This is a genomic window from Nocardioides marmoriginsengisoli (assembly GCF_003725695.1).
In the GTDB taxonomy this organism is placed as follows: Bacteria; Actinomycetota; Actinomycetes; order Propionibacteriales; family Nocardioidaceae; genus Marmoricola; species Marmoricola marmoriginsengisoli.
Map to the genome: position 1 here is coordinate 758,963 of NZ_RJSE01000007.1, position 26,241 is coordinate 785,203.

General features: G+C 71.8%; 27 protein-coding genes and 1 pseudogene. 22 read left to right on the plus strand and 6 right to left on the minus strand.

Translation table 11 applies throughout. From position 1 onward, the window contains the following. Positions 1–79, plus strand: a pseudogene (locus EFK50_RS22475) (pyridoxal biosynthesis lyase PdxS); the annotation flags it as partial. A gap of 63 nt (positions 80–142) precedes the next feature. On the opposite strand, the gene EFK50_RS12155 reads toward EFK50_RS22475, so the two are convergent. Then, a complete protein-coding gene (locus EFK50_RS12155) occupies positions 143–1,093 on the minus strand; it encodes a helix-turn-helix transcriptional regulator (protein WP_123227810.1) in 951 nt (316 codons plus the stop codon). 101 nt (positions 1,094–1,194) lie between these two features. Here EFK50_RS12155 and EFK50_RS12160 point away from each other — a divergent pair, with 101 nt between their 5' ends. From EFK50_RS12160 to EFK50_RS12205, 10 genes are all read left to right on the plus strand, one after another. Next, positions 1,195–2,328 carry an epoxide hydrolase family protein gene (locus tag EFK50_RS12160; RefSeq protein WP_123227811.1) on the plus strand — a complete coding sequence of 378 codons (1,134 nt, stop codon included), beginning with the start codon at positions 1,195–1,197 and terminating at the stop codon, positions 2,326–2,328. Positions 2,329–2,460: 132 nt separating this feature from the next. Next, positions 2,461–3,345 (plus strand): ectoine/hydroxyectoine ABC transporter substrate-binding protein EhuB, encoded by an 885-nt coding sequence (gene ehuB, locus EFK50_RS12165; RefSeq protein WP_183407795.1) that lies wholly within the window; start codon positions 2,461–2,463, stop codon positions 3,343–3,345. Positions 3,346–3,398: 53 nt separating this feature from the next. Next, positions 3,399–4,058, plus strand: a complete 660-nt coding sequence (locus EFK50_RS12170) for an amino acid ABC transporter permease (RefSeq protein WP_123227813.1) — start codon at positions 3,399–3,401, stop codon at positions 4,056–4,058. A 2-nt stretch (positions 4,059–4,060) separates the two neighbouring features. Next, positions 4,061–4,720, plus strand: coding sequence for an ectoine/hydroxyectoine ABC transporter permease subunit EhuD (gene ehuD, locus EFK50_RS12175; protein ID WP_123227814.1), 660 nt, complete (start codon positions 4,061–4,063; stop codon positions 4,718–4,720). Continuing rightward, positions 4,717–5,502: an amino acid ABC transporter ATP-binding protein gene (locus EFK50_RS12180; protein WP_123227815.1), complete on the plus strand. Its 786-nt coding sequence runs from the start codon at positions 4,717–4,719 to the stop codon at positions 5,500–5,502. The genes ehuD and EFK50_RS12180 overlap by 4 nt, the downstream gene beginning before the upstream one ends. Before the next feature lie 27 nt (positions 5,503–5,529). Beyond that, positions 5,530–6,318 (plus strand): IclR family transcriptional regulator, encoded by a 789-nt coding sequence (locus EFK50_RS12185; RefSeq protein WP_148046140.1) that lies wholly within the window; start codon positions 5,530–5,532, stop codon positions 6,316–6,318. A 2-nt stretch (positions 6,319–6,320) separates the two neighbouring features. Next, positions 6,321–7,475, plus strand: a complete 1,155-nt coding sequence (locus EFK50_RS12190) for an aminotransferase class V-fold PLP-dependent enzyme (protein ID WP_148046141.1) — start codon at positions 6,321–6,323, stop codon at positions 7,473–7,475. A gap of 26 nt (positions 7,476–7,501) precedes the next feature. Then, positions 7,502–8,428 carry a phosphotriesterase family protein gene (locus EFK50_RS12195; protein WP_123227818.1) on the plus strand — a complete coding sequence of 309 codons (927 nt, stop codon included), beginning with the start codon at positions 7,502–7,504 and terminating at the stop codon, positions 8,426–8,428. A 26-nt stretch (positions 8,429–8,454) separates the two neighbouring features. After that, positions 8,455–8,844 (plus strand): RidA family protein, encoded by a 390-nt coding sequence (locus EFK50_RS12200; RefSeq protein WP_123227819.1) that lies wholly within the window; start codon positions 8,455–8,457, stop codon positions 8,842–8,844. Between the two features lie 7 nt (positions 8,845–8,851). After that, positions 8,852–9,991 carry an amidohydrolase family protein gene (locus EFK50_RS12205; RefSeq protein WP_123227820.1) on the plus strand — a complete coding sequence of 380 codons (1,140 nt, stop codon included), beginning with the start codon at positions 8,852–8,854 and terminating at the stop codon, positions 9,989–9,991. A 4-nt stretch (positions 9,992–9,995) separates the two neighbouring features. Here EFK50_RS12205 and EFK50_RS12210 read toward each other — a convergent pair whose 3' ends face one another. Both EFK50_RS12210 and EFK50_RS12215 read right to left on the minus strand, forming a co-directional pair. Continuing rightward, entirely contained in the window at positions 9,996–10,790 is a 795-nt protein-coding gene (locus EFK50_RS12210) for an IclR family transcriptional regulator (protein WP_183407796.1), read from the minus strand. A 47-nt stretch (positions 10,791–10,837) separates the two neighbouring features. After that, a complete protein-coding gene (locus tag EFK50_RS12215; protein ID WP_123227822.1) occupies positions 10,838–12,850 on the minus strand; it encodes an acetoacetate--CoA ligase in 2,013 nt (670 codons plus the stop codon). Positions 12,851–13,054: 204 nt separating this feature from the next. On the opposite strand from EFK50_RS12215, the gene EFK50_RS12220 reads away from it, so the two are divergent. From EFK50_RS12220 to EFK50_RS12255, 8 genes are all read left to right on the plus strand, one after another. Continuing rightward, entirely contained in the window at positions 13,055–14,665 is a 1,611-nt protein-coding gene (locus tag EFK50_RS12220; RefSeq protein ID WP_123227823.1) for an ABC transporter substrate-binding protein, read from the plus strand. Positions 14,666–14,693: 28 nt separating this feature from the next. Beyond that, a complete protein-coding gene (locus tag EFK50_RS12225) occupies positions 14,694–15,641 on the plus strand; it encodes an ABC transporter permease (protein WP_123227824.1) in 948 nt (315 codons plus the stop codon). Further along, complete coding sequence (locus EFK50_RS12230; protein WP_148046142.1) at positions 15,634–16,479, plus strand: ABC transporter permease; 846 nt, start codon at positions 15,634–15,636, stop codon at positions 16,477–16,479. The genes EFK50_RS12225 and EFK50_RS12230 overlap by 8 nt, the downstream gene beginning before the upstream one ends. A 2-nt stretch (positions 16,480–16,481) precedes the next feature. Further along, positions 16,482–17,504 (plus strand): ABC transporter ATP-binding protein, encoded by a 1,023-nt coding sequence (locus EFK50_RS12235; RefSeq protein WP_123227826.1) that lies wholly within the window; start codon positions 16,482–16,484, stop codon positions 17,502–17,504. Next, positions 17,501–18,325, plus strand: coding sequence for an ATP-binding cassette domain-containing protein (locus tag EFK50_RS12240; protein WP_123227827.1), 825 nt, complete (start codon positions 17,501–17,503; stop codon positions 18,323–18,325). Before EFK50_RS12235 ends, EFK50_RS12240 begins: the two co-directional genes overlap by 4 nt. An 85-nt stretch (positions 18,326–18,410) precedes the next feature. Next, on the plus strand, positions 18,411–19,169 hold the full coding sequence (locus tag EFK50_RS12245; protein ID WP_123227828.1) for an SDR family NAD(P)-dependent oxidoreductase: 759 nt from the start codon (positions 18,411–18,413) through the stop codon (positions 19,167–19,169). Positions 19,170–19,174: 5 nt separating this feature from the next. Then, positions 19,175–20,152 (plus strand): Gfo/Idh/MocA family protein, encoded by a 978-nt coding sequence (locus EFK50_RS12250; RefSeq protein WP_123227829.1) that lies wholly within the window; start codon positions 19,175–19,177, stop codon positions 20,150–20,152. After that, a complete protein-coding gene (locus EFK50_RS12255; RefSeq protein ID WP_123227830.1) occupies positions 20,145–20,939 on the plus strand; it encodes an MBL fold metallo-hydrolase in 795 nt (264 codons plus the stop codon). The genes EFK50_RS12250 and EFK50_RS12255 overlap by 8 nt, the downstream gene beginning before the upstream one ends. 15 nt (positions 20,940–20,954) lie before the next feature. Here the strand turns inward: EFK50_RS12255 and EFK50_RS12260 are convergent, their stop codons facing one another. Genes EFK50_RS12260 through EFK50_RS12270 form a run of 3 tightly spaced genes read right to left on the minus strand, consistent with a single transcriptional unit; the run spans position 20,955 to position 23,299 of the window. Then, a complete protein-coding gene (locus EFK50_RS12260) occupies positions 20,955–21,638 on the minus strand; it encodes a FadR/GntR family transcriptional regulator (RefSeq protein WP_123227831.1) in 684 nt (227 codons plus the stop codon). A 51-nt stretch (positions 21,639–21,689) separates the two neighbouring features. After that, positions 21,690–22,442 (minus strand): SDR family NAD(P)-dependent oxidoreductase, encoded by a 753-nt coding sequence (locus EFK50_RS12265; RefSeq protein ID WP_123227832.1) that lies wholly within the window; start codon positions 22,440–22,442, stop codon positions 21,690–21,692. Continuing rightward, positions 22,439–23,299 carry a fumarylacetoacetate hydrolase family protein gene (locus tag EFK50_RS12270; RefSeq protein ID WP_123227833.1) on the minus strand — a complete coding sequence of 287 codons (861 nt, stop codon included), beginning with the start codon at positions 23,297–23,299 and terminating at the stop codon, positions 22,439–22,441. The genes EFK50_RS12265 and EFK50_RS12270 overlap by 4 nt, the downstream gene beginning before the upstream one ends. Before the next feature lie 143 nt (positions 23,300–23,442). Between EFK50_RS12270 and EFK50_RS12275 the strand changes: the two genes are divergently transcribed. The 3 genes from EFK50_RS12275 to EFK50_RS12285 are packed head-to-tail and all read left to right on the plus strand — an operon-like array spanning position 23,443 to position 26,239. Further along, entirely contained in the window at positions 23,443–24,183 is a 741-nt protein-coding gene (locus EFK50_RS12275) for a (Fe-S)-binding protein (RefSeq protein ID WP_123227834.1), read from the plus strand. Next, positions 24,180–25,619 carry a lactate utilization protein B gene (locus EFK50_RS12280; protein WP_342772430.1) on the plus strand — a complete coding sequence of 480 codons (1,440 nt, stop codon included), beginning with the start codon at positions 24,180–24,182 and terminating at the stop codon, positions 25,617–25,619. The genes EFK50_RS12275 and EFK50_RS12280 overlap by 4 nt, the downstream gene beginning before the upstream one ends. After that, positions 25,616–26,239, plus strand: coding sequence for a LutC/YkgG family protein (locus EFK50_RS12285; RefSeq protein ID WP_123227835.1), 624 nt, complete (start codon positions 25,616–25,618; stop codon positions 26,237–26,239). The genes EFK50_RS12280 and EFK50_RS12285 overlap by 4 nt, the downstream gene beginning before the upstream one ends. Positions 26,240–26,241 lie beyond the last annotated feature (2 nt).

A 26,241-nucleotide genomic window follows, 5' to 3' on the forward strand; every position in this document is an offset into this window, starting at 1 on the left:
TGGGTTGGGCGAGGCCATGGTCGGCATCAACGTCGAGGACATCCCCCAGCCCCACCGCCTCGCCGAACGCGGCTGGTAGCCCGCCGCCTCAACTCTTCCGTTGCCTCGGGCCTTGCGGTGCCCGGGCATCCCGCGGACGGTGCTAGGTGCGGGCAGCCCGCGCGTACCGCTGCGCCAGCACGCTCAGGTGCTGCACCAGCTCCGCCGGTTCCTCGACGGTGAAGTCCAGGCCGAGCATGCCGATCCAGACCGCCACCACCTCCAGGCTGTCGCCGCCGGTCACCAGCACGCTGCGGCCGTCGGGCAGCGGCTCGACGGTGCCGACGGCGGGGTTGATCCGGGAGATGACCTCGTCGGCGGAGGCCTCGATGACCAGCCGCGCGTGGATCGCCCACCCGGTGCGGGCCACTTCGCGCACCACGAACTCGGTCAGGTCGCCGGGGAAGTCCGCCGGGGTGAACGGGCGGCCACCGGGGGTGCGCAGGGTCAGCCAGTCCACCCGGTACGGCGCCCAGTCGCCGGAGGAGCGGTCGCGTCCGACCAGGTACCAGCGGCGCTGCCAGGCGACCAGCCGGTACGGCTCGAGCTCCAGGCGCTGGTCCTGGTAGTCGCAGCGCAGTCCCTGGTGGTCCCGGATCGCCGCCGCGAGCTCGGTGAGCACGGCAGGGTCGACCGCCGGGTCCTCGACGTTCGAGTCGGTGTTGACCGGGCCGGTCGTCGTCGCCTCGCGGAGTGCGGTGACCTGACGGCGCAACCGGTGGGGCAGCACCTGCTCGAGCTTGCCCAGCGCACGGGCGCTGCTCTCCTCGACCCCGGTGATCCCGGTGGCGGCCTGCAGCCCGATCGCGACGGCGACCGCCTCCGCGTCGTCGAGCAGGAGGGGCGGCAGCTTGCCGCCGACGCCGAGCCGGTACGAGCCGCTGCGCCCGCGGACGGTGTCCACCGGGTAGCCCAGGGCGCGCAACCGCACGATGTCGTTGCGGACGGTCCGGCCGGTGACATCGAGGCGCTGAGCCAGCTCGGTGCCCGACCAGTCCGGGCGGGACTGGAGCAGGCCGAGGAGCGCCAGCAGGCGCGCAGAAGTTTCTCGCACGAGGTCGAGAATACAGGAACGTATCTTTCCTAATAGGTTCCTAACGTGGTCTCACCGGGTCGACGAGGACCCGGGAACCCGACCAGACCGAGGAGCACGACATGAGCACCACGCAGATCCTTCCCTTCACCGTCAGCGTCCCGCAGGCCGAGCTCGACGACCTCCGCGACCGGCTCGCGCGGACCCGTTTCGCGGCGGCAGTCCCGGGCGACGACTGGACCTACGGGACGCCGACCGGCTACCTGCGGGACATGGTCCAGCGGTGGCAGGACTTCGACTGGCGCGCGGTCGAGGAGCGGATCAACGCCCACCCGAACTTCGTCACCGAGATCGACGGCCAGACGATCCACTTCGTGCACGTGCGTTCCGCGGTGCCGAACGCGACCCCGTTGCTGCTCGCGCACACCTACCCCGGTTCGTTCGTGGAGTTCCTCGACGTGATCGGCCCGCTGACCGACCCGGAGAGCCACGGCGGCCGGGCCGAGGACGCCTTCGACCTGGTGATCCCGTCGATGCCCGGCTTCGGCTTCAGCACCCCGGTGGTCGACACCGGCTGGACGATGGCGCGGGTCGCCCGCACCTACGACACGTTGATGCGCGAGCTCGGCTACTCGTCGTACGGGGTGCACGGCTCGGACGGCGGCGCGATGATCGGCCGCGAGCTCGCGGTCCTCGACCCGGAGGGCTTCCTGGGCGCGCACGTGCTGCAGCTGTTCTCGTTCCCGTCGGGCGACCCCGCGGAGTTCGAGGGCTTCGGGCCGAAGGAGTACGCCGCCCTGGAGCACATGCAGTGGTTCCAGAGCGTCGGCGGCTACAACACGATGAACGGCACCCGGCCGCAGACCGTCGCGGCCGGACTCTCCGACTCACCCGTCGGCCAGCTCGCCTACTCCGAGCTGTTCGAGAGCTTCGGCAACGGGACCTCGCTGGTCACCCCGGAGCAGGTGCTGGAGCAGGTGTCGCTCTACTGGCTGACGAACACCTCGGCCGGGTCGGTGCGCTACCACTACGAGGAGCAGCACGCCGGCGCGGAGCCGGTGGTGAGCCAGGGCCGGATCGGGGTCGCGGTCTTCCGGGACGACTTCCAGACGATCCGGTCGCTGGCCGAGCGCGACAACGCGAACATCCAGCACTGGTCGGAGTTCGACCACGGTGGCCACTTCGCGGTGCTGGAGAACCCGGACGCGGTCGTCGCCGATCTGCGGTTCTTCTTCGCGGGCACCGCAGTGCGCTGAAACGCGTGCACGCCGTACCCCTTGACACCCGGTAGGACGCCCTCCTAGGTTTGGTACGAAATCTCGGATAGTGTCTGATATATCGAACGAAGGGTGTTTCTAGTGACTTCTCGACAGACATGGGGCCGGGCCGTGGCGTCTGCCTCGCTGGCTGCCCTGGTGCTCGCCACTGCCGGGTGTGGATCCTCCGACAAGGAATCGGCATCGAACTCCGCAGGTTCCCTCGCCGAGCTGAAGAAGACCGGAACGATCCGGTCCGCCTTCATCAACGCCAAGCCGCTGGCCTACATGGACGAGAAGTCCGGACTCCTCGACGGCAGCGGGCCGACGGTGCTGAAGGCGATCATGACCAGCATCGGCGTCAAGAACGTCGATCCGATCCTCACCGAGTTCGACGCGATCATCCCCGGCCTCAAGGCCAATCGCTGGCGGATGTCCGCGTTCCCGTTCTACGTGACCCCCGAGCGGTGCAAGGAGGTCGCGTTCACCAACCCGACCGCCCAGTACCTCGAGGGCGCGCTGGTGCAGTCCGGCAACCCGCTGGGCCTGGCCAGCTACAAGGACCTCGCGAAGCCGGGTGTGCGCGTCGGCATCCAGTCCGGCAACGCCGAGATCGAGTGGGCCAAGGACAACGGCGTGAAGCAGTCGCAGATCAAGCTGTTCTCCGAGGAGGCCCTCGCGGTCGAGGCCGTCCGCAACAAGCAGATCGACGTCTACCTGAACGCCGAATTCTCCGTGATCCAGGCGCTGAAGACCTACGGTGACAAGGGCTTGGAGATGGCGTCTCCGTTCGAGGGCCCGATCGTCGACGGCAAGGAGGTCGTGGCGTACGGCGCCTGGGCGCTCGGCTCCGACGACAACGAGCTGCGGGAGGCATTCAACGAGAAGCTGGCCGAGATGCTCGCGAGCGGCGAGCTGCTCAAGCTCCAGGAGCCCTTCGGCTACAACGCCGACGCGATGCCGGACCCGGCAGTGACCTCCGCGTCGCTCTGCCCGGACGCCGACTGGGCCAAGTAGGCCGACCGGATGGGTCCCGACGTGTGCAGTACCAACGGTGAGCAGGAGGATGCGTGAACGAAGTCGTACTGCGGTCGATCCTCGACGGTGTCGTCGTCACGGCCGAAGTCGTCACGCTGGCGATCCTGGTCGCCGCTCCGCTCGCCCTCACCGTTGCCCTGGCACGCGTCAGCCGCTTCAAGCTGGTCCGGGGTGCCGCGCTGGTCTACGTCGAATTCCTGCGCGGCACCTCGGCACTGGTCCAGCTGTTCTGGGTCTACTTCGTCCTCCCCGAGCTCGGCTTCGCGATCAGCGCGTTCGTCGCCGGCTTCGTCGTCCTCGGCGTCAACGCCAGCGCGTACGCCGCCGAGGTGATCCGAGGAGCGATCCTCGCCGTACCGCGTCCGCAGCTGGAGGCCGCCGGTGTGCTCGGGCTCTCCACCACCACGACGATGAGCCGGGTGGTGCTGCCCCAGGCCTGGCCGGTGATGCTGCCCGCCCTCGGCAACGTCGCGATCGACGTCCTCAAGGCCTCGGCGCTGGTCTCCCTGATCACGGTCTCCGACTTCACCAGGGAGGTCACCCGGTGGGCGACCACCGGCGTCATCGACGTCACCCTGGCGTTCTCGCTGCTGCTGGTCGGCTACCTGCTCCTCTCCGTCCCGATCACCTGGGGCGGACACCTGCTGGAGAAGCGCTCCCGCCGCCACCTCTCGACGTTCGGGGAGGGGTAGGGATGGATCTCGACTACTTGCAGTCGGTGTTCCCCGAGCTGCTCGGCGGCCTTCGGGTCACGGTCGTCGCCACGCTCCTCGGTGCCGCGATCGCGCTGGTCCTCGGGCTGCTGATCGCCTGCGTCCAGGTGTTCCGGGTGCCGGTCGTGCACCAGGTCGTGACGGTCCTGGTCCTGGCGATCCGCAACACCCCGCTGCTGGCCCAGCTCTTCTTCATGTACTACGTGCTGCCGCGCTACGGGATCCGCTTCGACGCGTTCACCATCGGGGCGCTGGCACTCGGGCTGCACTTCTCCTGCTACGCGGCACAAGCGCTGAAGGGCGGCTTCCTCGCGGTCCCGAAGGGTCAGTGGGAGGCGTGCCAGGTGCTCGGGCTCGGCAACCTGACGACGCTGCGCAGCGTCGTCCTGCCCCAGGCCCTGCCGCCGGTGATCCCGACCCTGACGAACCTGCTGATCTCGATGTTCAAGGACTCGGCGGTGCTCTACGCGATCACCATCATGGAGCTCCTCGGCACCACCCGGAACCTGGCATCGACCTCCTTCCAGTACACGACACTGTTCACGGCGATGGGTCTGATGTACCTGGTGATCGCCCTGCCCGCGTCGATCGGTGTCCGGCGCTACGAACGACGACTCAACGACAGGACGGTGCGAGCATGACCGAGCTCAGCGGCAAGGCCGGCAGCGGCATCGCGATGGCCGGCGTGACCAAGCAGTACGGCGATCACCGCGTCCTGGACGCCATCGACCTCGACGTCCGCGGCGGCGAACGGGTGGCGCTGATCGGGCCGAGCGGCTCCGGGAAGACGACGGTGCTGCGCTGCATCGCCCGGCTCGAGGCGATCGAGTCGGGGTCGATCAGGATCGAGGGTCACGAGATCGCCCGGATGGCCGACGCACGCTCCGGCAAGGCGTCCGCAGAGGTCGCCGCCGCGATGCGCGGCGTCGGGATGGTCTTCCAGCAGTACAACCTCTTCCCGAACATGACGGTGCTGGACAACCTGACCATCGCGCCGGTCAAGGTGCTCGGCGTCGACAAGGCGGAGGCGCGGGAGCGCGCCGCCGGGCTGCTCGACCTCGTCGGCCTCGGCGCCAAGGCGGACGCCTACCCGGCCCGGCTCTCCGGCGGCCAGCAGCAGCGGGTCGCGATCGCCCGGTCGCTGGCGATGCAGCCGTCGGTCCTGCTCTTCGACGAGGTCACCTCGGCGCTCGACCCCGAGCTCGTCGGCGAGGTGCTCGAGGTGATCCGCGGCGTCGCGGCCCAGAGTGATGTGACGATGCTGATCGTCACCCACGAGATGCAGTTCGCCCGCGACATCGGCGACCGGGTGGTCTTCATGGAGGGCGGTTCGGTCGTCGAGCAGGGGCCGCCGGAGAAGGTGCTGGCCGACCCGGAGAACGAACGGACCCAGCGCTTCCTCCGCCGGCTCCTCAACCACTGACCGACAGCGATTCGAAAGGAGGAGCCCGTGCGCAAAGTGCCCGCGCTCCAAAGAGCAGTGGCGATCCTGGACATGGTGACCGCGGCGCCCGAGCCGATCAAGGTCGCCGAGCTGGCCGCCGCGCTCGCCATTCCGCGCAACAGCGCCTACGAGCTGGTCGGCACCCTGGCCGACGCCCGGTTGGTCAACGTGCTCGACGGCGGCACCCTGGTGCCCGGCCCGCGCCTGCTCGAGTGGGGGAGCGCCTACGCCCGGGGCATCGACCTGGTCTCCGAGGCCGCGGCGCTGGCCGGCGGGTTCGCGCGCCGGGCCGATTCCACCGTGCACGTCGCGCGCCTCGACGGCGAGGACGTGGTCTACCTGGTCAAGGAGGAGGGCAGCCAGCACATCCGGATGGGATCCGAGGTCGGCGGCCGGGTGCCCGCGCACGCCACCGGCGTCGGCAAGGCGATCCTCGGTGCGCTTCCGCCCGAGGAGCTGTCGGCCTTCCTGCGGCGCTCGCCGCTGGACCGGCTGACGCCGTCGACGATCGTCGACGCCGACCTGCTCCGGGCCGACATCGCCTCGGTGGCCCGCCTCGGTGTCGCCTACGACCGGGAGGAGTCCAGCCGCGACGTGTGCTGCGTGGCCAGCCCGGTCCGGGACAGCAACGGCACCGTCGTCGCCGGGATCAGCATCTCGACGCTCGCCAACCGGATGACGCCCGAGACCGAGGAGCGGCTCAGCGTCCTGGTCGTCGAGGCGGCCCGCGAGCTGTCCTCCCGGCTCGGCTACGTCAGCCCGGGCGAGATCCACGACGAGGGGAACGAGCAGTGAACGTGTACGAGCGCATCGGAGCGGTCCGGGTCGTCAACGCGGTCGGGCCGGCCACCAGGTTCGGCGGCGTGCCGCTCAGCGCCGGGGTGCTCACCGCGATGTCCGAGGCGACCGCGGTCGCGATCGACATCGAGCAGCTGCAGCTGACTGCCGGCCGGCACCTGGCCGGACTGCTCGGCGTGCCGGGTGCCTACGTGACACCGGGTGCGTCCGCCGCCCTGCTGCTCGGTACCGCCGCCGCGCTGACCCGGACGGAGGCGCGCCTGATCGACGCGCTGCCGACGGTCCTCGGCACCCGGGACACCGTGGTCGTCCAGGCCGCCCATCGCGATCCGTACGACCACGCGATCACGGCCACCGGCGCCCGGCTGGTCGAGGTCGGCTATCCGGGGACGACCCGCGCCGGCGAGGTGGCCCGCGCGCTCGACGAGCGCACCGCGGCGGTGCTCTACCGTCCGGGACGGCCGGGGGAGCACGTCGGCCTGCGGGAGCTCGCCGACCTGGCGCACCGTGCCGGAGCCGTCGTGATCGTCGACGGGGCGCTGCACGTGCCGCCGGTCGACCGGCTGCACGAGTACTTCGAGCAGGGCGCCGACCTGGTCGCGGTGAGCGGCGGCAAGTGCTTCCGCGGCCCGCAGGCCAGCGGCCTCCTGCTCGGCGACCCGGCGCTGCTGACGGCGGCGGCGCTGCACCACCAGGACATGGACGTGCGCGACGCGACCTGGGGCCGGCGCCCCGGCCGGGACGGCGGCGGTGCACCGCGGCAGGGGATCGGCCGGTCGCTGAAGCTCGGCCGCGAGCAGCTCCTGGGCCTCGTCGTCGCGGTCGAGGAGTACCTCGCCGGCACCTCGGCCGACGCGCTCGGGGAGGCCGAGCTCGCCGTGGTCGCCGAGCGCCTCGCCGCAGCCGGTACGACGGCCACCTGGCACCACGATCCCGCGCTCGACGTACGGAACCTCGAGGTGCCGCTCCCGGAGACCGGCGCCGACGACCTGCTGGTGCGGCTGGCCGGCAGGCCGGTCCCGGTCTTCGTCGAGGAGGGCACCGCCTGGCGCGGCGTGCTGGCGCTCAACCCGATGGCCCTGGTCGAGGGCGACGGGGCGATCCTCGCCGACGCGCTCCTCGAGGAGCTCGCCCGCTCCGGCCGACCCGCCTGACCCCCGAGACGAAGGAACCACCGGACATGCCCGACATCATCACCGTCAACGGCACCATCGATGCCGCGGACCTCGGCATCACCCACAGCCACGAGCACATCCTCTGGGACTACTGGGACCTGCTGCCGTCGTACAACCACATCCACGACGACGTCGCCCTCGCGTGCGCGGAGCTGGACCTGTTCAAGGCGTCCGGCGGCGGCGCGATGGTCGACGCGAGCACGGTCGGCATCCGGGTCGACCCGCTCCGAATCCGGCAGATCTCCGCGCGCACCGGGGTGCACCTGGTCGCCGGTGCCGGGTGGTACCGCGAGCGCCTCTACCCGCAGGTGGTCCGCGACCGGACCTCGGAGCACCTCGCCGACGTCCTGGTCGAGGAGATCGAGCAGGGCATGGACGGCACCGACGTCCGGGCCGGCGTCATCGGCGAGATCGGGACCGAGCGCTACCGGATCACGCCGGCCGAGGAGCGGGTCTTCCGGGCGGCGGCGATCGCCAGCCAGCGCACCGGCGTCGCGATCCTCACCCACACCACCCACTTCGGCGAGCTGGCGGTCGAGCAGATCGAGCTGCTCACCGGCACCGGGGTCGCACCCGATCGGATCATCGTCAGCCACCTCGGCGACCGGCGCGACGTCGACCACCTGCTCCGGATCGCCGAGACCGGCGTCTACCTGAGCATCGACAACATCGGGTACGAGCGCGACGGGTACCCGGCCGACGAGGTCCGCCTGCAGAACATCGCCGCCCTCGTCGAGCGCGGGCACCGCGCGCAGATCGTCCTGGGCACCGACATATCGACCGTCGATGCCCTGCACGCCGGCGGCGGTCGCGGGTACTCCTGGCTGATCGACTCCTTCGTCCCGCGGATGCGGTCCGCCGGCCTGGACGCAGCCGTCGTCGACGACCTGCTGGTCCACAACATCGCCCGCGCTCTGTCGGTCACCCGGTAGCGCCCGTCCACGGAAAGGTCAGTCGCATGCCGCGCACCGTCGCCACCGGGGAGGGCCTCGCGCCCCCCGCCGGCCCCTACTCGCCCTGCGTCCGGATCGGCGACACGATCGCCTGCTCCGGCCAGGCCGCGATCGACGCGGACGGCGAGATCGTCCGTGCCGGGATCGAGCGCCAGACCGAGATAACGCTCGCGAACATGGTCGCCGCGCTCGCCACCGCCGGGGTGGACGAGAGCGACGTCCTGCACGTGCGGGTCTACCTCACCGACGTCGAGCACTTCGCGCCGATGAACAAGGTCTACGAGACCTTCTTCTCGGCGCCGTACCCGGCCCGGACCACCGTGTACGTCGGCCTGCCGGAAGGACTCCTCGTCGAGATCGACGCGCTGGCGGTGCTGCCCGAGGACCGGCGGTGACCGTGCCGTGATCCTCCTGAACGGCAGCGTCCTGCCGCCGGGCGCGGGTGACCTCGCGCCGGGGGCGGTGCGCCTCGACGGCGGAGCGATCGCCGATCCCGGGCCGCCGCCGGCAGCGGACGAGCAGGTCGTCGACGTCACCGGCCTGGTCGTCGTCCCCGGGCTGGTCGACCTGCACACGCACGTCTTCCTCGGCCAGGACGCCGGCGTCGACGCCCAGGCCATCGGGCCGGCCACCGGGGTCACCACGATGGTCGACGCGGGCAGCGTCGGCGCGCACCTGCTCGGCGCGTTCCGGCGTACCTCGATGCCGGCCGACGGTCCGGTGCGGGTGCTCGCCTTCCTGAACGTCGCCACGATCGGCATCACCAGCCTGACCCTCTCCGGTGAGCTCAAGACGCCGGCGTACCTCTCCCGGGAGGCGGCGCTGGCGGTGCTGACCTCCGGCGACGACACCATCGTCGGGGTCAAGGTGCGGCCCTCCGCCGACGTGGCCGGATCGCACGGACCGGCCGCCCTGCGCGCGGCGCGGGAGCTGGCCACCGAGGCGGGCCTGCCGCTGATGGTGCACCTGGGTCCGCCCCCGGCCACGGCCGAGGAGGTCCTCGAGCTGCTCGGTCCCGGCGACATCCTGACCCACTGCTTCACCGGCTTCGAGGGCAACCACCTGGCGCGTCCCGCCGTCGCCGAGGCGCTCGTCGCGGCCCGCGAGCGCGGCGTCCGCTTCGACCTCGGGCACGGACAGTCCGGGTTCGACGCGACCGTCGCCGCCCGGATGCTGGCCCGAGGCTTCCCGCCGGACACGATCAGTACCGACCTGCACGCCTACTCGGCGGTCTCGGTCGGCGGGCTGCCCCAGGTGATCTGCCGGTTGGTCGCCCTCGGGATGCCGCTCGCGGACGCGCTGCGGGCGGCGAGCGAGGCGCCCGTCGCGGCGATCGGGCGCGCGGACAGCGGACTCGGCACCTTGCGCGTCGGCGCCCCGGCCGACGTCGCGGTCTTCGACCGGGTCGAGCGGCCGCGCACCCTGTACGACGGCTTCGGCAACCCGATCGAGTCGAGCACCGAGCTGGTGCCGGTGCTGACGATCCGGGGCGGCCGGGTCGTCCACGACCCGCGCGGGCTGGCCGGCGACCCGATCGGGTGAGGTGCTAGAGGGCTTCGGAGATCGCGTCGGCGCAGGTCCGGAGCACGGCCAGCGCGCGCTCGCGGGTCGCGTGCGCGTCCTGCAACCGTGCCGAGGGGATCGAGCAGCTGACCGCGGCGACGGTCGCGCCGGCGGCGTTGCGGATCGGGACCGCCACGCAGTAGACACCCTCGGTGAACTCGCCGTGGTCCTCCGCGAACCCCTGCGCCCGGACCTCGTCGAGCTGGCTCTTGAGCGCGTCGTACGAGGCCACCGTGCTCGGCGTGAAGGTCACGAACTCGCGCCCGCGGAAGCGGTCCTCCACCTCCTCGACGGTCAGGCCGGCGAGGAGGACCTTGCCCAGGCCGGTCGTGTACGCCGGCAGTCGCGAGCCGACCTCGGAGACGAGGCGCAGCGGCTGGTCGGACTCCTCCTTGGTGATGTAGACGTTGTCGACGCCGTCCAGGATCGACACCTGGAAGGTCTCGTTGAGGTCGACCCGGGCCTGCCGCAGGTGGATCCGGGCGACGGTCGCGAGCTGCTCGGCGAAGAGGAAGCTCCGTCCGACCTGCCAGGCGCTGACCCCGATCCGGTAGCTCTTGTCGTCGGGGTCGAGGTCGAGGTAGCCGCGGTCGGTGAGGACGCGGAGCAGTCCGTGCAGGCTGCTCTTCGGCAGGTCCAGGCGGGCCCGGAGGTCGCTGAAGGTCCAGGCCTGCGAGCCCTCGGAGGCGATCAGCTGGAGCAGGTCGAGGACGCGTTCGGCCGACTTGATCGACCCCGCTCCGGCCGCTTGCGGAGGGCCTGCGTTCGCTGCGTCCACGTCTCCGTCGCTTCCTGCCGGGCCGGCGGCCCTTGCCGTGGCCGGACTCATGATGGCACGCGCTTCGGGCCGGGTCCGGAGGGCGCCTGCTCCCGGGCATCCGTGATCGCGTGGCGGGCGATCTCGTCCACGGCGTCGGGGTGGGTCACCGATCCCCGGTCGAGGCAGAGGTCCGGGTCGGCGCCGCCGAGGATCCGCTTGACCGGCACCTCGAGCCGCTTGCCGGAGAGCGTCCGGGGCAGGTGCGCGAGGTGGATCACCCGGTCCGGCCGGTGCCGCGGCGAGAGCCGTCGCGCCAGCTCGTCGACGACCCGGCCCAGGTCGTCGTCGGCCAGCCGGCCGCTCGGCGGATCGGCGACCAGCAGCACCAGGGCATCCGCCCGCCCGGCACCTGCTTCGAGGTGGACGACCAGGCTGTCCCCGACGGCGGACTCCTCGTCCAGCACCGCGTAGAACTCGGCCGTGCCGATCCGGACGCCGTGCCGGTTCAGGGTCGCGTCGCTGCGCCCGTGCACGACCCAGCCGCCCGCCGCGGTGGTGGTGACCAGGTCGCCGTGGGTCCACACCCCGGGGCGCTCGGCGAAGTACGCCGACCGGTACCGGTCGCCCCCGGCGTCGCCCCAGAAGCCGACCGGCATCGAGGGCATCGGAGCGGTCACCACCAGCTCGCCGACCTCGTCGGTCAGGGAGTTGCCGTCGTCGTCCCAGGCCGCGACCGCGCAGCCGAGCCACGCGCACGGGATCTCGCCGGCGCGGACCGGCACCGTGGGCGCACCGCCCAGGAAGGCGGTGCAGACGTCGGTGCCCCCGGAGATCGGGACCACCTGCACCCGGTCCGGAACGTTGCGCGCGGCCCAGGTGTGCAGCTCCGCGCTCAGCGGTGCCCCGGTGACGCCGACCAGGCGCAACCCGTCCAGGGCGCCGACCTCGCCGGGGACGACACCCGCGTCTCGGCACTGCGCCAGGAAGGCCGGGCTGAGGCCGAGGGCGGTCAGCTGCCAGCGATCCGCGAGCTCCCACAGCGCCGCCGGCCCCGGGTACGCCGGATCGCCGTCGACCAGGCCGATCGTGGTCCCGGCGCCGAGCGCGGAGGCCAGGAAGTTCCACATCATCCAGCCGGTGGTCGTGAACCAGAGGAACCGGTCGCCGGCGCCCAGGTCGAGGTGCAACCGGTGCGCTTTGAGGTGCTCGACCACGATGCCGCCGTGGCCGTGCACGATCGCCTTGGGCAGGCCGGTGGTCCCGGAGGAGAACAGCACGACCAGGGGAGCGTCGAAGGGGAGCCGGGTGAAGGCGGGTGCCGCCGGCTCGCCGACGAACGACGACCAGGGGATCGCGCCGTCCGGCCCCTCGGCGTCCGGGTCGAGGTAGGGGAGCCACACCACGGACCGGATGCTCGGCAGGCCGGCGAGGACCTCCGCGACCGCCGCTTCGCGGGAGACCGGTTTGGCGCCGTACCGGTAGCCGTCGACGGCCAGCAGCAGGGTCGGTTCGAGCTGGCGCCAACGGTCCAGCACGCTGCTCGGTCCGAACTCGGGCGGGCAGGAGCTGAAGACCGCGCCGAGGCTCGCGGCGGCGAGCATCAGCACCAGGGTCTCGGGGATGTTCGGCGCGTAGGCGGCGACCCGGTCGCCGGTGCCGACGCCGGCCCGGAGGAGGCCGGCGCGGGCGCGCGCGACGGCGTCGCGGAGCTCGGCAGCGGTGAGCTCGACATCGGGCCGGGTCTGCGAGGTGGCCCGGACGACGACGTCGGCGTCGGCGCGGCCGGGCATCGCCAGCACCGCCTCGGCGTAGTTCAGGCGGACGTCGGGGAACCAGGCGGCGCCGGGCATGGCCGTGCTCGCGAGCACCGTCCGCGGGTCGCCGTCGTACGGGATCGCGAGCTCCTGCCACCACGCTCCCCAGAAGCCGGCGGGGTCGCTGACCGACCACTTCCAGAGCTGCGGGTAGTCCGGAACGGGTACGCCGCGGCGGGCCGCGGTCGTCGTCGCGAACGCCTCGAGCTGCGAGCCGCCGTCGCTCGCGGGCTGCCACAGAGCCTGCGGATTCGGGGGTTGCACCGCACTCCTTTGATCGAGATATCGAACAGTGTTCAGTGGGACGAACACAACGTAAATCCGATGGTGTCACGCGTCAAGGTCGGAAATCTTTCGCCCGGGGCCTTGTGGGCCGTCTTCCGGAGGTGCTATAAACCGTCCACCGATTGATTGTGAACTCAAGTTCATAACTATGAACTACGCGAACCGTACCTCCTAGGAGTCCTCGTGAAGAAGAGCATCTCGATCTCGATGGCAGCCGTGCTGGCGGCGACCATCGGTCTCTCGGCCTGTTCCAGTGACGACAAGGATCCGGACAAGGCCACGCTGCCGTCGGCCGGTGCCGAGTCCGCGGCCTGCCAGGGCGAGCCGAAGACGGGAGGCAAGCTGGTCGCGGCCAAGCAGAACGAGACGCTCTCGCTCAGCCCGTACAACACCCCGGGCGGCTTCGGTGACACCGAGGCGATCAACATGATCTTCGAGGGCCTGGTCCGGATGGACCCGACCGGCGCCACCCAGGACATCGTCCCGGCCATCGCCGAGAAGTGGACCGTCGCGCCGGACGGTAAGTCCTACACGTTCAACATCCGCTCCAACGCGGCGTTCTCCAACGGCGACCCGGTGACGGCCGCTGACGTCAAGTACTCGCTGGACACCTGGGCGGACCCGGAGAAGAACTCCTGGGCCACCTTCGCGGCCGGCTACAAGGGGACGACCGTGATCGACCCCGCCACCGTCCGGATCGACCTCTCCGAGCCGACCGGCGGGTTCCTGTACTCGCTGGCGATGATCTCGGCGAGCATCCTGCCGGAGAAGCTGGCGAAGGCGCAGGGTGCCGACTTCTTCGAGAAGCCGATCGGCAGCGGCCCGTTCCAGGTCGCCACCTGGAACAAGGGTTCGTCGATCAGCTACACCCGGAACGAGCACTACTGGGAGGAAGGCGTCCCGAAGCTCGACGAGGTGCTCGTCAACTTCGTCACCGATGACAACACCCGGATGCTGGCACTGCGCTCCGGTGAGGCGCAGCTGGTCGACTCGGTGCCGTTCGCCCAGGTGACCTCGCTGCAGAAGCAGAAGGACGTCAAGCTCGACGCCCTCACCATCGCGTCCTGGATCCTGCTGTCCATCAACAACAAGAAGCCGCAGTTCAAGGACGTCCAGGTGCGCCAGGCGCTCTCGCTCGCGATCGACCGGGAGGGCGTCAACAAGAGCATCTACTCCGGTCTGGGCGAGCTGCCGAACAGCGCGCTCCCGCGGCTGAAGTACGACGCCCCGGACTCCGAGATCCCGCCGACGCCGTACGACGTCGAGAAGGCGAAGAGCCTGATCGCCGGCTCCGACTTCGCCGACGGCTTCAAGGCCCGGCTGGAGTTCCCGAGCGGCAACGCGGCGTTCCAGAGTCTGGCACTGGTGCTGCAGAGCGCCTGGGCCGAGATCGGGGTCGAGCTCACCCTCCACCCGGAGGACCAGGCCACGCTGAGCAAGAGCTTCAACGGCGGCACCTACGACCTGATCCTCCCGTACGCCTTCGCCGCCAGCGACGTGCCGATCCCGGACGAGTTCGGGGCGTTCTACGCGATCCCCGGCGGCACCAACGGGTTCTTCACCTGGTGGGCCGACCCGGCGATCGAGGCGCTGACCAAGACCTTCGTGCACACCACCGACGAGGCGTCCCGCGCCGAGCAGTGGCCGAAGATCCAGGCCGCGCTGCTGGAGCAGCAGCCGGCGATCAACGTCCTCGACCTGCCGCTGCTCGAGGCCCGGCAGCAGAACGTCTGCGACTTCAAGGCGAACGCCACCGGCAACAGCTCGCTGGGACTCACGTGGATCGCAGGCTAGGCACCGGCACCGGAGGAGGTGGTGCGCGATGACCGGCTACCTCCTCCGGCGCCTCTCCACGAGCCTGGTCCAGCTCGTCGCCCTCGCGGTGATCGCGTTCCTGATCATGCAGATCGTGCCCGGGGACCCGGTGCGCACGATGCTGGGCGATCGGGTCTCGCAGGACTACGTCGACCAGGTGCGGGGCGAGCTCGGGCTCGACCGGCCCCTCTGGTCGCAGCTGGGGGCCTTCCTCGGCAACCTCCTCACCGGTGACTTCGGCCAGTCGTTCACCCTGAACCGGTCGATCGGCTCCCTGCTCGGCGACCGGATCGGGCCCAGCGTCTTCCTGATCGTCTACGGGCTGCTGGTCGCCGTCGTCATCGGCGTGCCGCTGGCGATGATCTCGGCGGTGCGGCCCGGGCGTCCGGTCGACTACCTGATCCGGATCCTGGTGACCGCCACGTTCACGATGCCGGCGTTCTGGCTGGGCCTGGTGCTGGCGCTGGTGTTCGGGCTTCAGCTCGGCTGGTTCCCGGTGCTGGGCTACGAGTCCGGGTTCGGCGGGCACGTCCGCTCGACGACCCTGCCGGCGTTCGCGCTCGGGCTCTCGTTGCTCGCCGTCGTCGTCCGCACGCTGCGCGGCAGCATGCGGCGCGAGCTGTCGACCGAGTACGCCGAGGCGGCGACCGCCCGGGGGCTGAGCAGCACCCGGGTAGTGGCCCGGCACGCCGCGCGCAACGCCGCGATGCCGACGATCTCGGTGCTGGCGGTCTCCGTCGGCGCCCTGGTCGGCGGTACGGCGGTCCTGGAGCAGGTCTTCCAGATCCCCGGGATCGGCTCGTTGCTGATCCAGGCGGTGCAGCGCCGCGACTACCCGACGATCCAGGTGATCTCCGTGCTCGCCGGCGCCGTGGTGATCCTCGCCGGACTGGCCGCGGACCTGATCCAGGCCGCCATCGACCCGCGGGTCCGGATCGCGGTGTCCCGTGGATAGCCGGCGGAGTCGCGCGCTGCGCAGGGTCAAGGGCCTGCCCCGCGAGGTCCAGGTAGGCGCCACGATCGTGCTGGTGATCGGCTTCGCCGCGCTGCTGGCGCCGGTGATCGCGCCCTACGAGCCGAACGCCCCGAACGTCCTCGACAGCCTGCTGCCGCCGTCCGGATCGCACTGGATGGGCACCGACTTCGTCGGCCGCGACGTCTTCTCCCGGGTGCTGTACGGGATGCGGGCGGACCTGCTGATCGTGCTCGCGGTGACCACGATCGGGTTCGTCGTCGGCACCCTCGCCGGTGCCGTCGCCGCCTACTTCGGCCGCTGGCCCGACGTGATCGTCTCCCGGGTCGCCGACACCGCGATCGCGCTGCCGTTCCTGGTCGTCGTGCTGGCGATCGTCGCCGTGATCGGAGCCGGCACCCTGGGCGTCTGCCTCGGCATCGTCGCCGTCGGCTGGGCCGTCTACGCCCGGATCGCGCGGGCCGAGATGCTGGCGCTGCGGGAGCAGGAGTTCATCCTGGCGACCCGCGCGCTGGGGTACAGCCACACCCGGATCATCCTGCGGCACGTGCTCCCGAACGTGGCGCACTCCGGGCTGACCTACACGACGATGGACTCGGTCTCGAACCTCGTCGCGCTGGCCGCGATGTCCTACCTGGGCTTCGGCGCCCAGCCTCCCGCGGCCAACCTCGGGTCGATCATCGCCAGCGGCCAGCCCTACCTGCTGACCGCGTGGTGGATCTGCACGCTGCCCGCCCTGCTGCTGGTGCTGCTCGGCATCGGGATCGGCCTGATCGGCGACGGCCTGACCGGTCGCGGTCTCAACACGAGGGAGGGGTGAGGATGACCGAGCAGGACGCTCCGCTGCTGCGGATCGAGAACCTGGAGATCGGCTTCGGCAACGGCGCCGGCCGGCACACCGCGGTCCACGACGTCAGCCTGACGGTGAACCCGGCGGAGATCGTCGGGCTGGTCGGCGAGTCCGGCTCCGGCAAGAGCCTGACCTGCCGCTCGGTGCTCCGGCTGATCCCGGTCGGCGGCCGGATCACCTCCGGCGACGTCCGGCTCGGCGGGCAGGAGCTGCTGGACCTCTCGGCCAAGGAGATGCGCGAGGTCCGGGCGCACCAGGTGGGGATGGTCTTCCAGGACCCGTTCACCTCGCTGAACCCGACGCTGCGGATCGGCACCCAGGTGATCGAGACGCTGCGGGCCAACGGCGGACTCTCCCGCGAGGCGGCCCGCCGGCGCGCGGTGGAGCTGCTCACCCAGGTCGAGATCCCGTTGCCCGAGGAGCGGCTCCGGGCCTACCCGCACGAGCTCAGCGGCGGCATGCGGCAGCGGGTGATGATCGCGCTGGCGATGGCTGCCGACCCGCAGCTCCTGATCGCCGACGAGCCGACCACGGCGCTGGACGTCTCGACCCAGGCGCAGGTGCTGGCGCTGCTGCGCCGGATCCGGGACGAGCGCGGGATGTCGATCCTGCTGGTCTCCCACGACTTCGGCGTCGTCGCCGCGATCTGCGACCGGGTGGTCGTGATGTACGGCGGCTTCGTGGTCGAGTCCGGCTCCATCGAGCAGGTCTACGGCGCGCCGGCGCACCCGTACACGCGGGCGCTGCTGAACGCCGTACCGGACCTGACGCTGCCGCCGCCCGGGTACCGGCGTCCGGCCATCCCCGGTCCGCCGCTCGGGTCGGTGCCCTACGAGGCCGGCTGTCCGTTCGCCCCGCGGTGCCGGTTCGCCCGGGACGCGTGCGGCTCGGTCCCGATGAGCCTGGAGCCGGTCGCCGGGGACCACCTGACCGCGTGCCCGTTCGCCGACGACGCCGGTGCCGGCGTCGCGGCCGTCGTCCAGGAGGTGTCGTGAGCGAGGAGATCCTCCGGGTGGAGGGCCTGATGAAGACCTTCGCGACCCGTCCGTCCCTGCTCCAGCGCGCGCGACGCCGGGAGACGGTGCCGGTCCGGGCGGTCGACGACGTCGGCTTCACCCTCGGCCGCGGCGAGATCCTCGGCATCGCGGGCGAGTCCGGGAGCGGCAAGTCGACCACCGCCCGCTGTCTGAACCGGCTGGTCGAACCGGACGGCGGGACGATCGTCTTCGACGGGATCGACGTGCGCGCCCTCGCCGGGCGCGAGCTGCGCGAGGTCCGGCGGCGGATCCAGATGGTCTTCCAGGACCCGTACGCCTCGTTGAACCCGCGGATGTCGATCGGCAACGCGATCCTGGAGGCGGGCCGGGTGCACCGCCAGCTCGGTACGACGGCGCCGCGGCAGTTCGTCCGCGAGCGGCTGGACATGGTCCGGCTGCCGGAGTCGTTCGCCGACCGGCGCCCGCGCGACCTCAGCGGCGGTCAGCGCCAGCGGGTGGCGATCGCCCGGGCGCTGGCGACCGATCCGGAGATCATCGTCGCCGACGAGGCGGTGAGCGCGCTGGACGTCTCGGTGCAGACCGAGATCGTGAACCTCTTCCTCGACCTGCGCGACGAGATGGGGTTGTCGATCGTCTTCGTCTCGCACCAGCTGCCGGTCCTGGCCGCGCTGACCGACCGGATCGCGGTGATGCGGTCCGGCGCGCTCGTCGAGCTCGCGACCACCCGCGCGATCTTCGAGGACCCGCAGCACCCCTATACCCAGGGGCTCCTGGCGGCGCACCCGCACCCGAGATTCCAGCGGGAGCCGTCGCCCTGAGCCCCGGACCGACTCCCAGGAACCGCACCACCCTCACCCGCACCACCACGCCCCCGGGCGTGGCCTCACTACGGAAAGTAAGCCGATGAGTCTTAGTGTCGTTGTAGGCGCAGCACGTGGGATCGGGCGCGCGATCGCCGAGGATCTCGCCCGCGCCGAGCCCGATCGTCCCCTTCTCCTGGCCGACATCGACGGCGCCGCCGTCGAGCAGGTCGCCGCCGAGCTGGCGGCCCGCGGGGTGAAGGCCACCGCGCGCACCGTCGACGTCGGGTCGCCGAGCTCGGTCGCCGACCTGGTCGCCGAGAGCCGGGAGGCCGACCGGGTCGCGATCGCTGCCGGGATCTTCCGGAGCTCCTCCGCCCTGGTCACCCCGCCGGCCGAGTTCGAGGAGGTGCTCTCGGTCAACACGGTCGGCTGCTTCCACGTCGCCCAGCTCTACGCCGCGGCGATGGTGGAGAACGGCGGCGGAGCGGTCGTCGCGGTCGCCTCGATCTCGGCGCGGATGCCGCGGATGCGCCAGGCGGCGTACTCGGCTTCCAAGGCCGCGCTGCGCCAGGGCCTCCGGGTGCTGGCGATGGAGGTCGCCGGCCAGGGGGTGCGGATCAACACGGTCTCGCCGGGCCCCACCGACACCGAGATGATGCGCGAGCTCGCCAGCGACCACAAGTCGGTGGTGGACCTCGCCAGCGGTTCGCTGGAGGCGTCCCGCCCGCGGATCCCGGCCGGGCACGTCGCCACCGCGGAGGACATCAGTGCCGCGGTCGCGTTCCTGCTCTCGCCGGCCAGTCGGCACATCGTGATGGCCGATCTGGTCGTCGACGGCGGCGAACTCCTCGGGATGTGACGGGGATGGCAACCACGATCCGCCTGGGCGTCCTGGGCGCGGGGATCATGGGCCGCAGGGTCGCGGCGGCCGCCGTCGGGACCGGGCGGTTCGAGGTGGTCGCGGTCGCCGACGCCGACCGGGTCCGCGCCGAGTCGCTGGCCGGCGAGTACGGCGCGAGCGCCCACGGCGGCGTCGCCGACCTGTGCGCGGTGCCGGATCTGGACGCCGTCTACGTCGGCCTGCCGCACGCGTTGCACCTGGAGGCGTGCGCCGCGGCCGCGGCGGCCGGGGTGCACGTCCTCGTCGACAAGCCGCTGTGCACGACGGCCGCGGAGGCCGACCGGATCGGCGCGCTCGCCGCCGCCTCGGACCGGGTCTGGATGGTCGGCTTCAGCTACCGCTACCGCGCCGAGTGGCAGCGGGCCCAGCAGATCATCGCCGGCGGCGAGCTCGGGCTGCCGTACTTCGTCCTGGACACCGCGATCGAGGCCTACGTCTCGACGCCCGGCTGGTACTGGGACGCGGCGGCGGGCGGCGGCACGATCCAGCTGCAGTCGCACCACAGCTTCGACCGGATCGCCTGGCTGATCGACAGCGACGCGACCGGCGTCTCCTGCCGGATCGTCCGCCCGCCCGGCTCCGCGGAGGTGTCCGCGCAGATCTCGGCGACCTACCGGTCCGGGCTGGTCGCCGGCATCTCGCTCTCCTTCGGCAGGACGTACGACGCGGTGCCCCGCACGCTCTTCGTCCTCCAGGCCGAGCGCGGGATGCTCGAGATCGACGAGGACCGGACCCTCCGGGTGACGACGGCCGACGGGGTCCTGACCGAGTCGCACGCGGACGACGACTGGCTCGGTCACGAGCTGGGTGCCTTCGCCGGCGCGGTCGACGGGGACGGGTTCCCCTTCCCCGGGATCGCGGCCGGACGCGCGGCGCTGCAGTGCGCGCTCGCCGCCGAGCGCGCCGCCACCTCGGACTCCTGGATGGTGCCGGATGCCTGATCCCGGCGCTGCCGGAGGTGCCGGCGAGGACCGGGTCTGGCGGCTCCGGGCGCTCCCGGTCGGGGTGCTGCCGACGCCGCGGTGGGCGACCACCTTCGGCGCCCACGACACGTCGCTCCAGGACCTCGGGTTCTACGTCTGGATCGTGACCGACGGCGCGACCGTCGGCCTGATCGACCTGGGCCTCCCGCTGGACGCCGCCGACGCGCAGGCGATCAGCGACTCGAACCGGGTCTTCGGCGACGGGTTCCGGGACGTCGTGCTGCTGCCCGAGCTGCTGCGGTCCGCCGGCCTGGACGGCGCCGACGTGGACTTCGCGCTGGTCACCCAGACGGTGACGTACCACTCCGGCGGCCTCGACGCGGAGCTGCTCCCGAACGCGACGTTCTACCTGGCGCGCGGCGGCGTCGACGAGCTGCTGGGCGGTCCGCCCGGGCACCCGGCTCCGGAGTTCTACTTCACCGAGCGTTCCTGGCGCTCGCTCCGCACGCTCGCGATCCAGGGCCGGCTGCGGCTGGTCGACGAACCGGTGGTCGTCGTACCGGGGGTGACGTTCGAGGCGACCGGCGGGCACCATCCCGGCTCTGCCGGTGTCCGGGTCCGGACCGCCGAGGGCGTCGTCGGCCTGCTGGAGACGGCGTTCCTGCAGGCCGACCTCGACAACGGCGTGCCGATCGGCATCGCCGAGGACGTCGCCGGCTGCCGCCGGGCGATACAGCGCTACCGGGCGGAGTGCGACCACGCGGTCGCCCTGCACGACCTCGCGAACGCGACGCGTTTCGGCTAGGTCGTCGTGGAGCGCCTAGTCCTGCTCGGCGAGGTTCTGGCGGATCCAGCCCTCGATCCCGGCCACGTGCGCGAGCGAGTACGCGGCGGCGATGCTGGGCTGCCGGTCGCCGATCGCCCGGGCGATCGCGCGGTGCTCGCGCTGCGTCTGCTCGAGCGCGTCCTGCTGGGTGACGCCCCGCCAGATCCGGGCCCGCTGGGTCCTGCCGGACACGCCGTCGATGAAGGAGCACAGCACCGCGTTGCCCGACGCCTCGGCGATCCGGTGGTGGAACTCAAGGTCGTTGGCGACCAGGTCCTCGATCGAGGAGTCCGGCCCGATCTCGTCGACCAGCGCGAGCAGGCGCGCGGTCTCGTCGTCGGTCATCAGCCGGGCCGCCTTCTCCGCGGCCATCGGCTCGAGGGCGCGGCGGACCTCGAACAGGTCGAGGATGCTGGCGTCCTGGTGGAAGTCGATGACGAAGGCCATCGTCTCCAGCAGGATCTCGGGAGTGAGGCCGGAGACGTAGGTGCCGTCGCCCTGGCGGACGTCGATGATCCGCATCATCGAGAGGGCGCGCACGGCTTCGCGGAGGGAGCCTCGCGAGATGCCGAGCTGCTCGGCCAGGTCGGCCTCGCGGGGGAGACGGTCCCCCGGCTTCAGGCTGCCGTCGATGATCATCGCCTTGATCTTCTCGATCGCGTCGTCGGTGAGGGCCATCGGTCTCCCCTTTCTCCGGAGCGTCAGGTTGCCGGCAGGTGCCGGGCCGGGTCAGGTGGCGGGTCGGAGTCGCAGCGTAGCCATGCCGCCGTCGACGGCCAGCGTCGTCCCGGCCGTCGAGCCCGAGCCGGGGCCGGCCAGGTAGGCCACCGCTCCGGCGATCTCGTCGGCGCGGACCAGGCGGCCGTGCGGCTGGCGGGCGTCGAGCGCGGCCCGCTCGGCGGCTGGGTCGGCGGCGGTGTCCAGCAGCCGCTGCACCCAGGGCGTGTCCGTGGTCCCCGGGTTGACGCAGTTCACCCGGATCCCCTCGCGCAGGTGGTCCGCGGCCATCGCGAGCGTGAGCGCCTGGACGGCCCCCTTGGTCGCCGCGTACAGCGCCCGTTCGGGCAGTCCGGTGGTCGCGGCGACCGAGGCGATGTTGACCACCGCGGCGGCCGGCGACCGGCGCAGGTGCGGGAGCGCTGCCCGGGTCACCCGGACGATGCCGAGCACGTTGACGTCGTACACCTGGTGCCAGAGGGCGTCGGGGTGGGACTCGATGGTGCCCTGGGCGCCGATCCCGGCGTTGTTCACCACGACGTCGAGGCGCCCGAACTCGTCGACGACCTCGGCCACCGCCTGCCGGACGCTGTCGTCGTCGGTCACGTCCGCGCGGACCGGCAGCACCCCGTCCGGACCGTACGACGGGTCGAGGTCGAGCGCGGCGACCCGGGCACCGCGGGCGAGCAGCGCCGTGCAGACGGCGGCGCCGATCCCCGAGCCGCCGCCGGTGACGATCGCGGCCAGGCCGTCGAGCTCGCTCATCGGCCGGCGTCGTACGCGAGGTACTCCTGGCGCTGGCGGCCGAGTCCGTCGATCTCGATCTCGACGACGTCACCGGGGACGAGGTACGGGAAGCGGCCGGAGAGGGCCACCCCCTCCGGGGTCCCGGTCAGGACGAGGTCGCCCGGGTCCAGGGCCATGAACTGGCTCAGGTGGTGGATCACGTGAGCGACGTCGAAGAGCTGGTCGGCCGTGGTCGAGTCCTGCCGCGGCTCGCCGTTGACGAAGCTGCGCAGGCCGAGCTTCTGGTGCTCGACCTCGTCCGGGGTGACCAGCCACGGACCGAGCGGGCTGAACCCGGGCGCGATCTTGCCCTTGCTCCACTGACCGCCGGACAGGTCGAGCTGGAAGGCGCGCTCGGAGAGGTCGTTGGCGACCACGAAGCCGGCGACGTGCTCGAGGCTGTCCGCGGGGGAGTCGAGGTAGGAGGCGCGCTTGCCGATCACGATGCCGAGCTCGACCTCCCAGTCGGTCTTGGTGCTGCCCTTGGGGATGGTCACCGGGTCGTTCGGTCCGGCCATCGTGTTGGGGGCCTTGAAGAAGATCACCGGGACCGGCGGCGGCTCGGCGCCCGACTCGGCCGCGTGCGCCGCGTAGTTCATCCCGATGCAGACGATCGCTCCGGGCCGGGCGATCGGCGAGCCGATCCGCAGCCGGTCGGCGTCCTCGACGACGGGCAGCGTGCCGGCCTCCAGGGCCGCGCGGACGCGAGCGGGGCCGTCGGTCTCCCAGAAGTCGGCGTTGATGTCGGCGACCAGTCCGGCCAGGCTGTAGACGGCGTCCTCGCGGACGACGACCGGCTGCTCGTGGCCCGCCGGGCCCAGTCGAGCGAACTTCATGCGACTACCTCCACGACTAGAGATTCGATCTTTACAGAGAACAACGCCTGATCAAGCGGACGTGTTCCGCGTATGGCCTCGATGTTGACAGATGAAACATCCGATGTCTAGCCTCAGGCATCGATCCGACCCAAGGAGCTCCGATGACTCGAGTAGCCCTCCTGGTGACCTGTCTGAACGACGCGCTGTACCCGGAGACCGGCCGGAACGTCGTGCGGCTGCTGCGCCGGCTCGGGGTCGAGGTCGACTTCCCGGAGGCGCAGACCTGTTGCGCCCAGCCGATGATCAACACCGGCTACCTCGACGAGGCGGTCCCGGTGGTGCGCACCTTCGTCGAGGCGTTCGCCGGGTACGACGCCGTGGTGGCCCCGTCCGGATCGTGCGCCGGCTCGGTCCGGCACCAGCACCGGCTGGTCGCCGCCCGCTCCGGAGATGCGACGCTCGCCGACCGGGTCGCCGAGCTCTCGCCCCGGGTCTACGAGCTCTCCGAGTTCCTCGTCGACGTGCTCGGCGTCGTGGACGTCGGCGCCTACTTCCCGCACACCGTCGCCTACCACCCGACCTGCCACTCGCTGCGGATGCTCGGTGTCGGCGACCGTCCGACCCGGCTGCTCGAGGCGGTGCGCGGGTTGACGCTGGTCGACCTCCCGGCGGCGGAGCAGTGCTGCGGTTTCGGCGGCACCTTCGCCGTCAAGAACTCCGAGGTGTCGGTGGCGATGGGCACGGACAAGGTGCGACAGGTGCAGGAGACCGGTGCCGAGGTGCTCGTGGCCGGCGACCGGTCCTGCCTGATGCACCTCGGCGGCCTGCTCGGACGCCAGGGCTCCGGGATCCGGGCGCTGCACCTGGCCGACGTGCTCGCGGCGACCGAGGCCGGCTCGTGAGCGGGACCTTCGTGGGGATGCCGGCCTTCCCCGAGGCGGCGGCGGAAGCGTTGCGGAACGCCCAGCTGCGCACCAACCTGGCGCACGCCACCGGGACGATCCGGGCGAAGCGGCTCGCGGTGGTCGGTGAGGTCGAGGGGTGGGAGGACTTGCGTCGGGCGGGTGCGGCGATCAAGGACGAGGTGTTGCTGCACCTCGACGAGCACCTGGTCGAGCTCGAGCGGAACCTGCAGGCGGCCGGTGCCACGGTGCACTGGGCGCGCGACGCCGCGGAGGCCTGCCGGATCGTCTCCGGGATCGCCCGGTCGCACCGGGTCGAGGAGGTGCTGAAGATCAAGTCGATGGTCACCCAGGAGATCGGCCTCAACGAGGCGCTCGCCGCTGACGGCATCGCGGCCTGGGAGACCGACCTCGCCGAGCTGATCGTGCAGCTCGGCGACGACCTGCCCAGCCACATCCTGGTGCCGGCGATCCATCGCAACCGGGCCGAGATCCGGGAGATCTTCCTGCGCGAGATGGGCGGCGTCGGCCGCCCGGCGCCGGCCGACCTGACCGACGACCCGGCACGGCTGGCCGAGGCCGCCCGGCTGCACCTGCGGGAGAAGTTCCTCCGCGCCAAGGTCGCCGTCTCCGGTGCCAACTTCGCCGTCGCCGACTCCGGCGCGCTGGTCGTCGTGGAGTCCGAGGGCAACGGCCGGATGTGCCTGACCCTGCCGGAGGTGCTGATCTCGGTCGTCGGCATCGAGAAGGTGGTGCCGACCTGGTCGGACCTCGAGGTGTTCCTGCAGCTGCTGCCGCGGTCCTCGACGGGGGAGCGGATGAACCCGTACACGTCGACCTGGACCGGGGTCGTCCCCGGCGACGGGCCGCAGGAGGTGCACGTCGTCCTGCTCGACAACGGCCGCACCCGGGCACTCGCCGACGAGGTCGGTCGCCAGGCCCTCCGCTGCATCCGCTGCTCGGCCTGCCTGAACGTCTGCCCGGTCTACGAGCGCACGGGAGGGCACGCCTACGGGTCGGTCTACCCCGGTCCGATCGGCGCGATCCTGAACCCGTTGCTCCAGGGGCCCGGGCACGACGAGCAGACCGACTCGCTGCCGTACGCCTCGACGCTGTGCGGCGCCTGCTTCGAGGCCTGCCCGGTGCTGATCGACATCCCGAGCATCCTGGTCGACCTGCGTGCGCAGGTGGTGGATGCCCGTCGCGGGGGCGTGCCCGGAGGTGAGGCGCTCGCGATGAAGGCGGCGGCGCGCACGCTCGGCTCGGCACGGAAGGTCCGTCGTGCGGAACGGATCGCGGGCCTGGTCGGGCGTCTCGACCTCCGCGGCCGGCGTCTCCCCGGTCCCGGCAAGGGATGGACCCGCGAGCGGGACCTGCCGCAGCCCGCGCGGGAGCCGTTCCGGGCCTGGTGGAAGCGCACCGGAGGACGCGGATGAGCCCCGGGGAGAGCTCAGGAACGAACCCGGCGCGCGACGCCGTCCTCGCCGCGGTACGACGGGCGCTGGCCGGCACCGATCGGGCTCCGCGGGCCGCGCGGCACCGGCCCGCGGCGGGTCGCCCCGCGGACGTGGACCTGTTCGTCGAGCGGGTGCGCGACTACCGCGCCGAGGTGGTCCGCTGCCGGCCGGACGAGGTCGCCGGCTCCGTGGGGTCGGCACTGACCGGGGTCGCCGGCGTGGTGGTGCCCGAGGGTCTCGGGTTCGACGTCGACGGCGCGCTGGTCGACGACGGTCTCGGTGCGCGCGAGCTCGACGCGATCGAGGGCGTGGTCACGCTGGCCGCGGCGGCCGTCGCCGAGACCGGCACCATCGTCCTGACCCACGGTCCCGGCCAGGGCCGGCGGGCCCTCTCCCTGGTCCCCGACCTGCACGTCTGCGTGGTCGCGGCCGAGCAGGTCCTCGCCGACGTGCCCGCCGCCATCGAGGCGGTCGCGGGGCAGCCGGTGACCACCTGGATCAGCGGCCCGTCCGCGACCAGCGACATCGAGCTGATCAGGGTCGAGGGCGTGCACGGCCCGCGCCGGCTCGTGGTCGTGCTCGTCGAGCCGAGGAGTTGAGC

What these genes read in the sequence shown, in the direction of transcription:
- EFK50_RS12160 (WP_123227811.1), top strand. Translation starts at nt 1,195, where the DNA reads ATGAGCACCACGCAGATCCTTCCCTTCACCGTCAGCGTCCCGCAGGCC.
- ehuD (WP_123227814.1), top strand. Translation starts at nt 4,061, where the DNA reads ATGGATCTCGACTACTTGCAGTCGGTGTTCCCCGAGCTGCTCGGCGGC.
- EFK50_RS12180 (WP_123227815.1), top strand. Translation starts at nt 4,717, where the DNA reads ATGACCGAGCTCAGCGGCAAGGCCGGCAGCGGCATCGCGATGGCCGGC.
- EFK50_RS12195 (WP_123227818.1), top strand. Translation starts at nt 7,502, where the DNA reads ATGCCCGACATCATCACCGTCAACGGCACCATCGATGCCGCGGACCTC.
- EFK50_RS12200 (WP_123227819.1), top strand. Translation starts at nt 8,455, where the DNA reads ATGCCGCGCACCGTCGCCACCGGGGAGGGCCTCGCGCCCCCCGCCGGC.
- EFK50_RS12225 (WP_123227824.1), top strand. Translation starts at nt 14,694, where the DNA reads ATGACCGGCTACCTCCTCCGGCGCCTCTCCACGAGCCTGGTCCAGCTC.
- EFK50_RS12235 (WP_123227826.1), top strand. Translation starts at nt 16,482, where the DNA reads ATGACCGAGCAGGACGCTCCGCTGCTGCGGATCGAGAACCTGGAGATC.
- EFK50_RS12245 (WP_123227828.1), top strand. Translation starts at nt 18,411, where the DNA reads ATGAGTCTTAGTGTCGTTGTAGGCGCAGCACGTGGGATCGGGCGCGCG.
- EFK50_RS12250 (WP_123227829.1), top strand. Translation starts at nt 19,175, where the DNA reads ATGGCAACCACGATCCGCCTGGGCGTCCTGGGCGCGGGGATCATGGGC.
- EFK50_RS12255 (WP_123227830.1), top strand. Translation starts at nt 20,145, where the DNA reads ATGCCTGATCCCGGCGCTGCCGGAGGTGCCGGCGAGGACCGGGTCTGG.
- EFK50_RS12260 (WP_123227831.1), bottom strand. Translation starts at nt 21,638, where the DNA reads ATGGCCCTCACCGACGACGCGATCGAGAAGATCAAGGCGATGATCATC.
- EFK50_RS12265 (WP_123227832.1), bottom strand. Translation starts at nt 22,442, where the DNA reads ATGAGCGAGCTCGACGGCCTGGCCGCGATCGTCACCGGCGGCGGCTCG.
- EFK50_RS12270 (WP_123227833.1), bottom strand. Translation starts at nt 23,299, where the DNA reads ATGAAGTTCGCTCGACTGGGCCCGGCGGGCCACGAGCAGCCGGTCGTC.
- EFK50_RS12275 (WP_123227834.1), top strand. Translation starts at nt 23,443, where the DNA reads ATGACTCGAGTAGCCCTCCTGGTGACCTGTCTGAACGACGCGCTGTAC.
- EFK50_RS12285 (WP_123227835.1), top strand. Translation starts at nt 25,616, where the DNA reads ATGAGCCCCGGGGAGAGCTCAGGAACGAACCCGGCGCGCGACGCCGTC.